This is a genomic window from Neobacillus sp. NRS-1170, assembly GCF_050468025.1.
Genome location: NZ_JBITPF010000009.1, coordinates 78,105 through 91,801, shown reverse-complemented (window position 1 = coordinate 91,801; position 13,697 = coordinate 78,105). Strand labels below are relative to the sequence as shown.

The following is a 13,697-nucleotide window of genomic DNA, read 5'->3' as shown; positions in this document are numbered from 1 at the left end:
ATTGTGATGAAACAATTTTTATATAAGCCAAAAAGGCATTGGAAGGATATTGAGCTTTGGAAAGATGTTACCGAAGAACAGTGGAACGATTGGCTGTGGCAGCTAACCAATACGATTCGAACGTTAGATGACTTGAAAAAAGTAATTAATTTGACACCGGATGAGGAAGAGGGCGTAAGAATTTCGACGAAAACCATCCCCTTAAATATTACACCCTATTATGCTTCCTTGATGAATCAGGATGACCCACGCTGTCCGATTAGAATGCAGTCTGTACCAATTTCTAAAGAAATTTATAAGACTAAATATGACCTCGAAGATCCATTATACGAAGATGAAGATTCTCCCGTTCCAGGGTTAACCCATCGGTATCCAGACCGGGTGCTCTTTTTAGTAACCAATCAATGTTCCATGTATTGCCGCTATTGTACAAGACGGCGCTTCTCCGGGCAAATTGGCATGGGTGTTCCGAAGAAGCAGCTGGATGCAGCGATTGGATATATCAGGCAAACCCCGCAGGTAAGGGATGTATTGATTTCTGGAGGGGATGGACTGCTTATTAATGATAATATTTTGGAGTATATTCTAAAGAACCTAAGGGAAATCGAGCATGTAGAAATTATTCGGATTGGTACGAGGGCTCCGGTTGTATTCCCGCAGCGGATTACGGAAAATCTCTGTAACATATTAAAAAAATATCACCCGGTTTGGCTGAACACCCATTTTAATACATCCATCGAAATCACCGAGGAATCGAAACGTGCCTGTGAAATGCTTGCCAATTGCGGTGTTCCAGTCGGCAATCAGTCTGTTATTCTAGCAGGTATTAATGACAGCGTTCCAATCATGAAAAGACTGATGCATGACCTCGTGAAAATTCGTGTACGGCCATACTATATTTATCAATGTGATCTTTCAGAAGGTATCGGGCATTTTCGCGCTCCTGTTTCAAAAGGCCTTGAAATTATTGAGGGATTAAGAGGACATACAAGCGGATATGCTGTGCCTACCTTTGTCGTTGATGCACCAGGAGGAGGCGGAAAAATTGCCCTTCAGCCGAATTATTTAATTTCCCAAAGTGCGGAAAAGGTTGTCCTACGGAATTTTGAGGGCGTTATTACTTCGTATCCTGAACCGGAAAACTATGTCCCAGGCAGGGCGGAAAACTACTTTAAAGAGGTCTATCCAGATATGGAAGAAAAACGCTCCCTTGCCGGGATATCGGGGATTATGAATGACCAGCACTTTAATCTCGTTCCAGAAGGATTATCAAGGCTGAACCGGCGTAAGGATTACAACCAAGACCCTGCCCATACATCGCTTAAAGATAAACGAAGCAAACGGGATGAATTGAAGGATAAGAAATTTAAGGCACAAACCGAAAAAGAAAAGGAAAGTAATGAAACAACTAATTCCAGCAACACTGCAGAGGGGGTTTAGGGTAAATGGTATGTGAATGGTGCAGCGGCACAAATGTTAAGAGAATGACAGGTTCGGTTTATTGGGAAATCCCAGATGGAACCAGGGCAATTGAAATCTCTGAGACGCCGACCCTCTCTTGTCCGGATTGTTCGATGGTCTATCAAAGTGAGCCGATTGTAAAAGAAATTGAGAATCAATTATATTTAATTGATTGCCGTAAGGTTGGAAAAGTAATTACATTTGAAGAACTAATGGCAATTCCGAGGCTATTAAAGAAAAATTACTTTGATTTCTCTTCCTAAACTTTAGCAGCCTTAATGTCAGGCTGCTTTTGGTATGTGAAACTTTACGCTGACAACTATATCCGTTATAGTATGGGATATAAATAAAACGGATTAGAAAGGCGTTAATCATGAGTAAATCATTTTATCATTTCCTAATGAAATATCGGCATCCCGCTCCAAAGGACGCAATCAGCCTATTTGCGAATCATGCCTATTTAGATCATAGTTTTCCAAAAAATTCATCTGATTACCACGAATTAAGCTCGTATCTTGAATTGAATGGTAATTATTTGGAATCGATGTCTATTTTTGATGAGGCCTGGCAGATGTACATCATTTCGGAAAATAAAGTTTAAAAGGAAAATCGTCTCCCCGTTGGAGGCGATTTTTTCATTTTATATTTGTCATGCGCTTTTATAAATAGGTGCGCATATACTATTGTAATCAAAATTCACGACTAATCATTTGAGAGGATGGGAGGACATGGCAAAACGAAAAAAACCGAAGTACAAGATCGGTGATACGGTCGTGATTACAATATATGGTACTGTTGGCAGAGTCTCAGATGTAAAATGGCTCGACGGAAAGTATGTGTATGAAGTAAATAAGAGTGATGGGCTGTTCATTGAGGAAGCCTTGCAATTACTATCTGAATATGACGGCACGATAATGGAACAGGAGCAAATTGATATAGAATATAAATTTTTTATCGGTGATTTGGTTCAAGTAGCCGGTTATGGAGCAGATTTATTTAAAGTGGTTGGCTTTCGGACCGAAATATGGCGCTATAAAGATGATGCATGGGAAGATGTTATTTATGAGCTATCCAGGGTAAGTGATGGGGAGTGGCTTGAAGCAGGAGAAGAGGAACTGACGCTTGTAGCGGATGCAGAGAGTGCAGACACATTTATTCAAAAACTAGGCCTCTTATACTTAGTGAATAAGCAGGAAAAACCAACAAAAAATCCTAATATGCAAAACATGGTAAGGAAAGCGGAATTTGAAGAAATTGAGCGTAAAAAGGAAAAGAAGGAACTAATTGACAACCTCTTAGATATTTTCAATGATTATCGAATTTTATATGAATTATTTCATGATCAAGAATATTATCAAGTCATGCGCGTTATCCTCAGAAAATTAGAAAGCCTTGTAAGTAACGATGGCAAAAGCCATGTGTAACCTATAAGCGTGTAACCGCAAACAGTAAATACAAAACAAAAGGAATTCCTGCCCACTTAATCAGAAAAAACATCGCGCCGAGGAAGTTTTCCATCATTCTGACAGTGAGCCCATCTTCTTTGTTAACATCTTCCATCAATGCCTCGAACTTTGTTTGTAAATTTAACATGATATCACCTCAAGTAGGATTCTTTACTTCAACATATGCTTGTCCGATTAAAAAAAGACATGTTTCTTTTTTTAATAAATTGAAATAGCATGAAAAGGCCATGTACATCATACATTCTGTAAAAAGGGGGCGATGCTATGAGAGAAATTGAAGTATTTATTGATACAGAAGAAATTGCCGAATTTTTCTTTCATGAGCTTGTAAAAAGGGGATACGTTCCTAGTGAAGAAGAATTGGAAGAACTCGCTGACATTACCTTTGAATATTTAATTGAGAAAAGTATCATCGATGAAGAAGTGCAAGATGAATAATAAACATTGAATGAAAGAAGGGAAAAACCTCTTCTTTAAATAGATGAAAACGAAAGACGAGCATTCTGTGCTCGCTTTTTGTTTGATTCGATGTAAGGAATTATTTTTTTTGAAATAGCGAAACCATTATTTTTTTTATTCGTATATATTGGTACGAAGATGAGGAGGGATTGGAATGTTCAAAAAAATCCTTAAATCAATTATTAAGAGCAAACTGAGCCATGGGCATCATAAATACAGTTCATCAAGTGGTGCCTGGAAGAAAATGAACCATTATAATCACAACCATCTAGGGCACCATCATTATAAAAAGAAGCATAAAAGCGGCAGTTTTATGTCTAGTTTCTTTAGCAGTTAAATAAATGGTAAAAAAAATCATTTTATTATTTTCCAATCTTTTCGAAAGACCATTCGCCAATGAAAAGATTCTGGCTGACCGCTATCAGGTGATCAGCCATCTCGGTATGGGCAGCTATGGGCACAGCTATCTAGTATTTGATTTAGTTACTCAAACGAAAAAGGTTTTAAAAGCACTTCGCCTTCACAAAAGAATGACTAAGGCTGGAAAACAAAGCTTTGAGTTGGAAAAAGTATTATTAAATTCGATTGATAATCCAGGATTCCCAACGTATTTTGAGGACGGGACATTTAAAAAAATCCCCTATTATACAATGGAATTTATTGACGGCAAGAATTTTGAACAATTGATTTTTGCTGAAAAAATGGTCATTCCTGAAAGGGCAGCGTTTAGGATTGCTTTCGAATTATTAGAACATATTGAATATCTGCATTGTCGTAACCTTATCCATCGCGATATCCGTATTCCTAATGTCATTTTAGACGGATCTAAGATTAGGCTTATTGATTTAGGACTTGCAAAACCTTTGAATTTTAAAAGCAAGGAAAAACGCCGGGAACTGGACTTACGTAAAGAAGTGAACCAACAGGCGGATTTCTATGGACTGGGCCATTTTCTTTTATTTTTGCTTTATTCCAATTTTACCTTTCACGAAAATAAACCGGAAAAAAGCTGGGAAGAGGAATTGGAGATATCGGATCAAGCTAAACACATCATTCGCAGGCTCCTGCAAATCGATATAGCTTATGACAATTGCGCTCAAATAAAAGATGATATTCAACAATTTATACTTAATCAAGGGAGAGAAAAAAATGTCGTTCTTTAACAAAGTATTTGCTAGTGTAGGGATTGGGTCTGCATCAGTAGACACAAAATTAGAAAAGGATACGTATATGCCGGGAGAGACCGTTAAGGGTGTTGTAGAAATTAGAGGCGGCAAAGTAGAGCAGCAAATTGATGAAATTTATTTAGCATTAAACACTACCTATTTAAGAGAATCTGATGACCGAAAGTATACGGTCACAGCTACTATCGATCGTTTCCGCTTAACGACACCCTTTACCATTAGGTCAAATGAACGAAAAGAAATTCCGTTTACTTTCCAATTGCCCTATGATGCTCCTTTGACAATCGGCAGATCTAAGGTTTGGGTTTCGACTGGTCTTGATATTAAAGGTGGAGTCGACCCAAATGATCAGGATCAGTTAAAGGTGGTCCCTAATCCATTAATGACTGCAGTATTTAATGCTATTGATAATCTCGGCTTTAGAATAAGGGAAGCTGATTGTGAAGAGGCGCCAAGAAGATTGCGGGGACGCCTTCCCTTTGTTCAAGAATTTGAATTCGTACCTACTTCCGGACCCTTCTGCGGCCGCTTAGATGAACTTGAAGTCGTTTTCTTCCCAGCAAGTAATGGAGCCCTGGAAATAATGCTCCAAGTCGATCGCCGGGCTAGAGGTCTATCAGGTTTATTCTCTGAAGCAATGGGAACAGATGAAACGAATGTGCGTTTATCGGTTACAAATGCAGATATTCCATATTTAGCACAAAAAATCCAAACGGTTATCGGTGGTTATTCCTAAGCATTCTCTGTCAATTCGCTATTATCTCACATGAATCAGCGGCAAATAAGTAAAAAAAATGATATTCGACAAAAAAAGTGGAATTTTTTAGAAGGATTCGACATAGGTCATCGCCAATTATTTAGAATATAAAATTAATTCTAATAATTGGAGGTATATGATGATCAAAGTATTAACTAGAAGAGCAAGTATTCAATATGATGTGACGATCTTTCAAACTCCAAAGTACCGGGAAAATAAGGGGCATAAAGAGGTATATCGAACAACGATTATAGCAAATAGCAGAGATCATTGTTTGCAGGAGACTTTCAGCTGCTTTAATGTGACGGACAGAATCCCTGCTGATTATAGTGGGAGATTTCTAACGACCGGTGATATCATTTTAATTGATGAAGGCCGCGGTGGTCAGCACTATTATCAATTAAAGCCTGGCGGCTGGTTTCCGATTAATCGAATCATGCTTCTCTAAAAAATGACAAAACCTAAGGAAAACATCCTTAGGTTTTTTTCTTAGCTTTTACGTCCGCCTGAGGCATTATGTTCCTTTGCATGTGCTTCGTGTTCAGCTACGATTGCCTCTGCAGGGATATGATTATTTTTCTTTTGTCCATTTATGCGGCTTCGATGTTTCTTTCCCAAAAAACTCAACCTCCTTTTAATTCTAAAAATAGCTTCCCACAATTTTAAAATTTCATGTCCGTTTCTAAATAAGCTTTTCTATTGAAAATTGTTTATGTTATATTGTCAATGGTGCAGAATAATACTGTACTACTTTTTGTTAGGAGGATTTTGAATGAGCGTACATATTGGTGCAAAAGAGAACGAAATTGCGGATACGGTATTGCTTCCCGGAGATCCGCTTCGTGCAAAATATATTGCAGAAACGTTTTTAGAGGATGCAAAATGCTATAACGAAGTTCGAAATATGTTTGGCTATACTGGTACATATAAAGGTAAGAGAATTTCCGTTCAAGGAACTGGGATGGGAGTTCCCTCCATATCTATTTATGTAAATGAATTGATGCAAAGCTATAATGTCCAAAATTTAATTCGCGTTGGAACCTGTGGAGCTATTCAAAAGGATGTTAAGGTACGTGATGTAATTCTTGCTATGACAAGTTCAACTGATTCCAATATAAACCGTCTAACCTTTGGTCATGTTGATTTCGCCCCTTGTGCAAGCTTTGATTTATTAAAGAAGGCCTTTGATGCTGGTTTAGAGAAAGGGCTAAATTTAAAAGTGGGGAATATTTTTACCGCTGACTCCTTCTATAACGATAATGCTGAGCTGGAAAAATGGGCGAAATATCAGATTTTAGCGATTGAAATGGAGACAACCGCACTTTATACATTAGCAGCTAAATTTGGTCGTAAAGCACTTTCTGTTTTAACTGTAAGTGATCATATTTTAACAGGAGAAGAAACAACTGCTGAAGAAAGACAATTAACCTTTAACGATATGATTGAAGTGGCTTTAGAAGCAGCCATTAAAGAATAATATTCAAACCCCTCTTCCATAAAAGGAGGAGGTTTTTGTTTTTATGGAGAATTTATTATAAAGCAAAACTAGTGCTAGTGACAAATATCATCGAAAAACATAGGATGCCAGGGTACTGTATTAATTGAGGTGAACAAAGTGAAAGAGCAGCTAAAGTTAGATATATCAGGGATGACCTGTGCGGCATGTTCAACCAGAATTGAAAAGGTTTTGAATAAAATGGACGGTGTTGAAGCTAATGTTAATTTAGCCATGGAAAGTGCCGCTATTTCATATGAGACTGATCTTGTTACTAGTGATGACATTATCGCAAGAATTGAAAGAATTGGCTATGGAGCCAAGGAGAAAATGCAAAGAGAGGAAAAAAGGCAGCTAAAGGAAGAAGAAATAAAACATAAGAAACAATTACTTATTCTATCTATTATTCTTTCTTTTCCATTACTTTATACCATGCTTGATCATGTACCAGTAGAGCTCAACCTGCCCATGCCACACCTTTTGATGAATCCATGGTTTCAATTAATTTTGGCAACACCAGTCCAATTTTATATAGGGGGACCATTTTATATTGCCGCTTATAATGCATTGAAAAATAAAGGTGCTAATATGGATGTTTTAGTGGCACTGGGAACCTCTGCTGCATATTTTTATAGTCTTTTTGAAGGTTTAAAAACGCTTAATAATCACCTATATTCCCCCCATCTTTATTTTGAAACTAGTGCCGTGCTCATCACCTTAATCCTGCTTGGCAAATTGTTTGAAGCAATGGCAAAAGGAAGAACAACGGTTGCAATCTCCAAACTGCTTAGCTTGCAGGCAAAGGAAGCCATCGTCCTTCGCGAAGGGGTCGAATTCAAAATTCCGATAAATGAAGTAATGGTGTCAGACCTTATATTAGTGAAGCCTGGAGAAAAAATTCCGGTTGACGGAAAAGTAATCCAAGGTAAAACTTCAGTTGATGAATCAATGATTACCGGAGAATCTATTCCCGTTGAGAAATCCCCAGGTGATACGGTGATTGGTTCGACGATAAATAAAAATGGAACGATCACAGTGACAGCTGTAAAGGTGGGAAAGGATACAGCTCTGGCAGGAATTATCAAAATTGTTGAGGAGGCTCAAGGAAATAAGGCTCCAATACAACGGATTGCTGATATTATTTCAGGGTACTTTGTCCCTGTGGTGGTTACCATATCAGTCCTAACCTTTTTTATTTGGTATCTGTTTATTAATCCCGGGAATATCCCATCCGCATTAGAAACATCCATCGCTGTCCTCGTTATTGCCTGTCCATGTGCACTTGGGCTGGCAACTCCGACTTCCATCATGGTTGGAACTGGTAAAGGAGCGGAAGTGGGTATTCTCTTCAAAGGAGGAGAGCATTTAGAGGCAGCCCATAAAATTGACACGATTGTTTTGGACAAAACAGGAACGATTACAAAGGGGCAACCAATCGTTACGGATTTTATCGCCTACCGGGATGAAAAAAAAGTCCTCCAATATCTGGTCTCTGCTGAGAAGTCTTCTGAGCATCCACTTGCAGAGGCGATTGTTAAGTTTGGATTGGAAAATAGGACAAGTACTCTACCAGTAAAAAAATTTGCGGCCATACCAGGTTATGGGATTGAAGCGAAAATAGGCTATGAGGAAATTTATATCGGCACCCGCAAGCTTATGAATCTAAAAAGAATCCCCTATTCAGATGTGGAACATGACTTGCATCGGTTTGAGAACGAAGGAAAAACAGCAATGTTTATTGCTATCAATTCCACCATTATGGGTGTCATAGCTGTTGCAGATACCGTCAAAGAGACAGCTAAAACGGCGGTCCATCAATTACATCAGCTAGGGATTGAGGTCTTTATGCTGACAGGTGATAATGAGCGGACAGCTAAAGCGATTGCTGCCCAGGTAGGAATCCAAAAAGTAATCGCGGAAGTCTTACCTGAGGAAAAGGCTAATCATGTAAAAGAACTTCAGCTAAAAGGCAGAAGGGTTGCGATGGTTGGTGATGGAATAAATGACGCACCTGCCCTTGCCGTTGCCGATATTGGAATTGCAATTGGAACCGGGACCGATGTCGCCATTGAAGCGGCCGATATCACCATTTTAGGCGGAGAATTAACCTTGATTCCAAAAGCGATTTCATTAAGCCAAAAGACAATAAAAAATATCCGCCAAAATCTCTTCTGGGCCTTAATTTATAACGCTGGAGGTATTCCAATCGCGGCAATGGGAATGTTAGCTCCGTGGGTTGCAGGTGCTGCGATGGCGTTTAGTTCAGTATCCGTAGTAACGAATTCGCTTCGCTTGAAAAGAGTAAAGATTTAACGTAATAAAAAATGTCAATGGCACCTTCCTTATGGCAGGTGCTTTTTTTAGCTTTCAAGCATTTGCTCTATTTTCTTTACTTTTTCTTTGTTAAATTTATTAAAAAGATGTTATTCTAAACACTAAGGGTTAAAATTAAAATGCTTAACTTGGACATTTCATATTTTTTACGGTTAATGAAAGTGGTGAAGGCTTTGGAGGAAGAGAAAAAAGACCTGGAAAAGGTTGAACAGGAGCAAATGACGGAAAATAGGTCAAGTTATATCCGTTTCAAGAAATTCCATTTTATTATGCTTTTGTTTTTTATCGTTTTTCTATCTGCAGGAATAACAACAGTTGCCTTCTCGTTTGGCAAAGAAAAGGTCGTGCCGGCTGCTAGCGATAGGCAGGAATTTAATAAGCTATATGAAGCTTATGATACATTGAAAAGTAAGTACTATAAGGGAACAAGTCAAAATAAGCTGATCAATGGGGCCATCAACGGAATGGTTGAGGCTCTCGATGACCCTTACTCAGATTATATGAGTAAAGATGAAGCAAAGAGTTTTCATAGCAGCATTTCCTCGTCATTTGAGGGTATAGGTGCAGAAATTCAAGAAAAAGACGGCCATATTACAATCGTTTCACCGATCAAAGGATCACCTGCTGAAAAAGCAGGCTTAAAACCGAATGACATCATCCTATCAGTGGATGGTAAAAGCCTGCAGGGTATGAACTCAACCCAAGCCGTGACAATGATTCGTGGTAAAAAGGGTACGAAGGTTGAATTATCTATTCAAAGAGCTGGCACTGGTGCTCCAATGAGTGTACCTATTGTTCGAGATGAGATACCAATTGAAACTGTTTATGGTGAAATGGTGGATGACCAAATTGCCAAGGTCCAAATTATCAGTTTCTCAAGCAATACATCTAACGAGCTTGTTAAAACATTGAATGACTTACAAAAGAAGGGTATGAAGGGCCTTGTATTAGACCTAAGGCAAAACCCTGGAGGATTATTGGATCAAGCTGTAACAATCTCCAGTATGTTCGTCCCAAAAGGAAAAGTTATTGTTAAAGAAGAAGACCGTAACGGTAAGATTACGGAAATACCTTCTGAAAATAAGGGTAATCCAAACCTTCCTTTAGTTGTCTTGATTGACAAAGGAAGTGCGAGTGCTTCTGAAATTCTTTCCGCAGCTGTAAAAGAATCTGCTGGTGTTCCGTTAGTTGGGGAAAAGTCATTTGGCAAAGGAACGGTTCAAACTGCTTCAGATTTTGCGGATGGTTCCAACTTAAAATACACCATCGCAAAATGGCTGACACCAAACGGCAATTGGATTCATAAAAAAGGAATTAAACCAGATTACGAAGTAGCCTTACCTGAATATGCAACATTGCCAATCATTAATCCAGATAAAGAGCTAGCGCTTTCTACTTCTTCAACTGAGGTTCAGACAGCGCAAAAAATGTTAAAAGCTATTGGGTACGATCCAGGCCGTGAGGATGGCTTCTTTGATGAAAAAACGAAAGCAGCTGTTATCGCATTCCAAAAAGCACAGAAACTCCCAGAAAATGGGGTGCTAAAAGGTGACGCTACTTTGAAGCTAATGGATCTTTTAAGAGAAAAAATCAAAACGAGTGATACTCAATTGCAAAAGGCAGTTGAAGTGTTAAAAGGCATCATGAAATAGCCTACAATTCCCGATTCCAATAGGAGTCGGGTTTTTTATATGTTCCAGTATATTTCTAAAGCTTCTTTCCTAAAATGGACAGTAAATGAATGGAAGGAAGTATTAGAACCATGAGAAAGCTATGCATAGCTGTAATTTTATTTTCCTTTTTAGGCTACGCTCCTTTAAACTCGTTTTTTCATAACGGATTCAAATCTGAAATGGATTCCGTTATTCAAAAAATAAAATATTCGGATGGATTATCGGAAGTAACGAAAAAAAAGGTGGAGGATTTTTTAATTAATGCTGACAAATCAGTGGAAGAACTAGCTGCATTAGCACCGGTTCTTTTAAAAGAAGCAATTAACCTTTTTAAAAGCGGATGATTTTTTCATCCGCTTTTTCAGCTATAATATAAGAATCTTAGAAGGTAAGAAGGGATTTTATGATGAAAAAAGCTGAGGTTTATATATTATCTGGATTTTTAGGAAGTGGAAAAACAACGTTGTTAAAACGATTGCTTGAGGATGAACAGAAAACTGGAAGAAAAGTAGCAGTGATGATGAATGAACTTGGAAAGGTCTCCATTGATTCGGATGCCATTGATGATAATGATGTGTCCTTAAAGGAATTGTTGGGCGGCTGTATTTGCTGCTCGATTCAAGATAAGCTTGAGGCACAGCTGCAAGGATTGTTATTAGATGAGAAACCAGAGGTTATCTATATTGAAACAACAGGGGCTGCACACCCTGTAGAGGTTCTAGATGCAATCCTTTCTCCGTTGTTTGCGGATAAGCTTGACATAAAAGGGATCATTACTACTGTCGACGGTACAAGATGGCTCAACCGAAAGTCACTAAGTCCGCAGCTGCAGCAGCTCATCCTTGAACAAGTAAGACATGCAGATTTCATTCTCATTAACAAAATGAATGAACTAACGGAGGGCCAGCAGGCTAATATTACTTTTGAAATGCAGGCTGTCAATCCAAAGGCAAGATGTCTCTTGACGAATTACTCTCAGGTTTCCATAACCCAACTTAGAAATCTTACTGTTTCGTTCGATAAAAAATCGCTGAAGATTCCGTTAAATTTAACCACATTTGTTTACCAATTTACTACTTCAATAAGACAGACTGAATTTGAAGAATTTTTGAAAGGTTTGCCTGATACTGTATATCGAATTAAAGGATATATCAAGTTTGAGTATTCAGACCATCCATTTCTTTTTCAATTTTCCTATGGCATGCCTTTGTACATGAAGGAGTATATGAATTTACCGTTAAATCTTGTATTTATTGGGGAGAATATCGATTGGCCACAAATTCAAACACAGCTTTTTATCCTTGAAAATGATAAGAAAAATCGTTAAATCCATGCATGATAATTTCTTCTTCAGGTAACTCTTTTAATGTAGAAAAATTCACATTAAGGGGGGATTTCATGAAGAGAGTATCGATATTATTCGTATTAATTGTCATCCTCCTACATGGACAAGGTGTTCAAGCTTCCACAGATATTAGCTATAAAATAGAGATGTTAAATTGGAATGAAGTCAATCATATTTTACCAAAGTATACCAAATTCACCGTCATGGACATTGAAACGGGGAAACAATTTAAAGTACAGCGCCGTGCAGGTAGTCATCATGCAGATGTACAGCCTTTAACCACTAAAGATACAAAGATCATGAAGAAAATCTATGGGGGAAAATGGAGCTGGAAACGGCGTGCGATTATCGTAATGCATAAAGACCAATGGATTGGGGCCTCCATGCATGGAATGCCTCATGGAGCTGGAGCACTTAAGAATAATTTTCCAGGACATTTTTGTATTCATTTTTATGGCAGTACAACACACCGAACCAACTCAATGGATTTATCACATATGCTCATGGTGTTGAAGGCATCTGGAAAACTAGATGATTATTTAGGAAAAGCGAATCCATATGATGTTATAAATGCCTACATAGCCGGCTTTAAACAGCAGGATAAACAGATTACTGCTGAGGCCTCTCTGCAAAATATTAAGTGGAAGCCCATTTTAGTTAAAGTCGAAAATGTTAGAATTTCTAGGATGGAGGAGCTTCCTCCAGAGGATTTAACTGAGGAAATTAGTTTAGATGTACCAGTCGTAGTGGATTGGTTTATTAAGAATAGGGGAAGTCAATCATTCAATGGGAACATTCACTTAATTCGCTTTTCCCCAGCAGATGCTTGGAAAGTGGATTCTGAGGACTTTCTAAAAGAAAACAGCCTAAAATAAACGAAAAACACCTTAAAAATAAGGTGTTTTTCGTTTATATTGGCTGCTCACCAAACTTTATAAAGGTTCGTTCTTCCTCAATCAGGCCGCATGCAGCGCATTGAATCCGATATTCAGGTCCATTATAGGGGATGTGAAACGGCTCTAATTCATTTTCACCATATTCCCTGACAACCGCACCAGAATGAGGGTCAAGCTTTACTGAATGAGAGACTTGTTGAATAATATTAAAGCGGCTTCGATTTGTTTTGCAATTTGGGCATTTATAGGGCGTAGACATAGTTTTCTCCTTTCTTTATATTGTTAAAATTTATTTTTTGCAATAATGATAGTAAATATGTAACAATGGCAATGGCAGGAAAGAGGAGGGATATCTTTGCCTATGAATTTTGATGCTTTATTAGAACAATACCGCTCGATTTGGAACAATCGGTTATTAGCACCGGGTGAAAAAAGTAGTGAAGAAATATTACATGAGGCCCTTAAAAGGGAGCTATTGGACAAAAACTCCCATCCTAGAATAAGGAAAAGCAAGTATGAAAAATACTACTCCGCCACTAAGAGAGTTGTCGATTCTACAATTGCGGAGGAAGTTAAAATACAGTTAATCGCGCTTCATATTGAAATGATGGAAGAATTAAGATAGGA

19 protein-coding genes are annotated in these 13,697 nt (G+C 38.2%); 16 read left to right on the top strand and 3 right to left on the bottom strand.

Annotated features, from left to right (window positions below):
* Positions 1 to 6: 6 nt before the first annotated feature.
* The 4 genes from ablA to ACIFOT_RS02815 all read left to right on the top strand — a co-directional run bounded on the left by ablA (position 7) and on the right by ACIFOT_RS02815 (position 2,885).
* The gene (gene ablA / locus ACIFOT_RS02830; protein ID WP_430061444.1) at positions 7 to 1,440 is read left to right on the top strand and encodes a lysine 2,3-aminomutase; all 1,434 of its coding nucleotides are present in this window, start codon (positions 7 to 9) and stop codon (positions 1,438 to 1,440) included.
* 5 nt (positions 1,441 to 1,445) lie between these two features.
* Positions 1,446 to 1,724 (top strand): YokU family protein, encoded by a 279-nt coding sequence (locus ACIFOT_RS02825; protein WP_430061442.1) that lies wholly within the window; start codon positions 1,446 to 1,448, stop codon positions 1,722 to 1,724.
* Positions 1,725 to 1,834: 110 nt separating this feature from the next.
* Positions 1,835 to 2,062, top strand: coding sequence for a YozE family protein (locus ACIFOT_RS02820; protein ID WP_430061440.1), 228 nt, complete (start codon positions 1,835 to 1,837; stop codon positions 2,060 to 2,062).
* A 127-nt stretch (positions 2,063 to 2,189) separates the two neighbouring features.
* Positions 2,190 to 2,885, top strand: coding sequence for a hypothetical protein (locus ACIFOT_RS02815; RefSeq protein ID WP_430061439.1), 696 nt, complete (start codon positions 2,190 to 2,192; stop codon positions 2,883 to 2,885).
* A 1-nt stretch (position 2,886) separates the two neighbouring features.
* Here ACIFOT_RS02815 and ACIFOT_RS02810 read toward each other — a convergent pair whose 3' ends face one another.
* A complete protein-coding gene (locus tag ACIFOT_RS02810) occupies positions 2,887 to 3,054 on the bottom strand; it encodes a hypothetical protein (RefSeq protein ID WP_430061437.1) in 168 nt (55 codons plus the stop codon).
* Between the two features lie 137 nt (positions 3,055 to 3,191).
* Between ACIFOT_RS02810 and ACIFOT_RS02805 the strand changes: the two genes are divergently transcribed.
* The 5 genes from ACIFOT_RS02805 (at position 3,192) to ACIFOT_RS02785 (ending at position 5,775) form a co-directional block, all read left to right on the top strand.
* The gene (locus ACIFOT_RS02805) at positions 3,192 to 3,365 is read left to right on the top strand and encodes a YozD family protein (RefSeq protein ID WP_223593216.1); all 174 of its coding nucleotides are present in this window, start codon (positions 3,192 to 3,194) and stop codon (positions 3,363 to 3,365) included.
* A gap of 175 nt (positions 3,366 to 3,540) precedes the next feature.
* The gene (locus ACIFOT_RS02800) at positions 3,541 to 3,723 is read left to right on the top strand and encodes a hypothetical protein (RefSeq protein ID WP_430061435.1); all 183 of its coding nucleotides are present in this window, start codon (positions 3,541 to 3,543) and stop codon (positions 3,721 to 3,723) included.
* Between the two features lie 4 nt (positions 3,724 to 3,727).
* Entirely contained in the window at positions 3,728 to 4,549 is an 822-nt protein-coding gene (locus ACIFOT_RS02795) for a serine/threonine-protein kinase (RefSeq protein ID WP_430061433.1), read from the top strand.
* The gene (locus ACIFOT_RS02790) at positions 4,536 to 5,306 is read left to right on the top strand and encodes a sporulation protein (protein WP_430061431.1); all 771 of its coding nucleotides are present in this window, start codon (positions 4,536 to 4,538) and stop codon (positions 5,304 to 5,306) included. The genes ACIFOT_RS02795 and ACIFOT_RS02790 overlap by 14 nt, the downstream gene beginning before the upstream one ends.
* A 157-nt stretch (positions 5,307 to 5,463) precedes the next feature.
* Positions 5,464 to 5,775 (top strand): hypothetical protein, encoded by a 312-nt coding sequence (locus ACIFOT_RS02785; RefSeq protein ID WP_430061429.1) that lies wholly within the window; start codon positions 5,464 to 5,466, stop codon positions 5,773 to 5,775.
* Between the two features lie 41 nt (positions 5,776 to 5,816).
* Here the strand turns inward: ACIFOT_RS02785 and ACIFOT_RS02780 are convergent, their stop codons facing one another.
* Positions 5,817 to 5,945: a hypothetical protein gene (locus tag ACIFOT_RS02780; RefSeq protein ID WP_096911902.1), complete on the bottom strand. Its 129-nt coding sequence runs from the start codon at positions 5,943 to 5,945 to the stop codon at positions 5,817 to 5,819.
* A gap of 154 nt (positions 5,946 to 6,099) precedes the next feature.
* Here ACIFOT_RS02780 and deoD point away from each other — a divergent pair, with 154 nt between their 5' ends.
* From deoD to ACIFOT_RS02750, 6 genes are all read left to right on the top strand, one after another.
* Complete coding sequence (deoD, locus tag ACIFOT_RS02775) at positions 6,100 to 6,804, top strand: purine-nucleoside phosphorylase (protein WP_430061426.1); 705 nt, start codon at positions 6,100 to 6,102, stop codon at positions 6,802 to 6,804.
* 138 nt (positions 6,805 to 6,942) lie between these two features.
* The gene (locus ACIFOT_RS02770; protein WP_430061424.1) at positions 6,943 to 9,135 is read left to right on the top strand and encodes a heavy metal translocating P-type ATPase; all 2,193 of its coding nucleotides are present in this window, start codon (positions 6,943 to 6,945) and stop codon (positions 9,133 to 9,135) included.
* Positions 9,136 to 9,311: 176 nt separating this feature from the next.
* Positions 9,312 to 10,808 carry a S41 family peptidase gene (locus ACIFOT_RS02765; protein ID WP_430061585.1) on the top strand — a complete coding sequence of 499 codons (1,497 nt, stop codon included), beginning with the start codon at positions 9,312 to 9,314 and terminating at the stop codon, positions 10,806 to 10,808.
* A gap of 110 nt (positions 10,809 to 10,918) precedes the next feature.
* The gene (locus ACIFOT_RS02760) at positions 10,919 to 11,173 is read left to right on the top strand and encodes a hypothetical protein (RefSeq protein ID WP_430061422.1); all 255 of its coding nucleotides are present in this window, start codon (positions 10,919 to 10,921) and stop codon (positions 11,171 to 11,173) included.
* 62 nt (positions 11,174 to 11,235) lie between these two features.
* A complete protein-coding gene (locus ACIFOT_RS02755; protein ID WP_430061583.1) occupies positions 11,236 to 12,156 on the top strand; it encodes a CobW family GTP-binding protein in 921 nt (306 codons plus the stop codon).
* A gap of 71 nt (positions 12,157 to 12,227) precedes the next feature.
* Positions 12,228 to 13,049 carry a hypothetical protein gene (locus ACIFOT_RS02750; RefSeq protein WP_430061420.1) on the top strand — a complete coding sequence of 274 codons (822 nt, stop codon included), beginning with the start codon at positions 12,228 to 12,230 and terminating at the stop codon, positions 13,047 to 13,049.
* A gap of 34 nt (positions 13,050 to 13,083) precedes the next feature.
* On the opposite strand, the gene ACIFOT_RS02745 is transcribed toward ACIFOT_RS02750, so the two are convergent.
* Positions 13,084 to 13,329, bottom strand: coding sequence for a DNA alkylation repair protein (locus ACIFOT_RS02745; protein ID WP_430061418.1), 246 nt, complete (start codon positions 13,327 to 13,329; stop codon positions 13,084 to 13,086).
* Positions 13,330 to 13,431: 102 nt separating this feature from the next.
* On the opposite strand from ACIFOT_RS02745, the gene ACIFOT_RS02740 reads away from it, so the two are divergent.
* Positions 13,432 to 13,695 carry a hypothetical protein gene (locus tag ACIFOT_RS02740; protein ID WP_430061581.1) on the top strand — a complete coding sequence of 88 codons (264 nt, stop codon included), beginning with the start codon at positions 13,432 to 13,434 and terminating at the stop codon, positions 13,693 to 13,695.
* Positions 13,696 to 13,697: the final 2 nt, after the last annotated feature.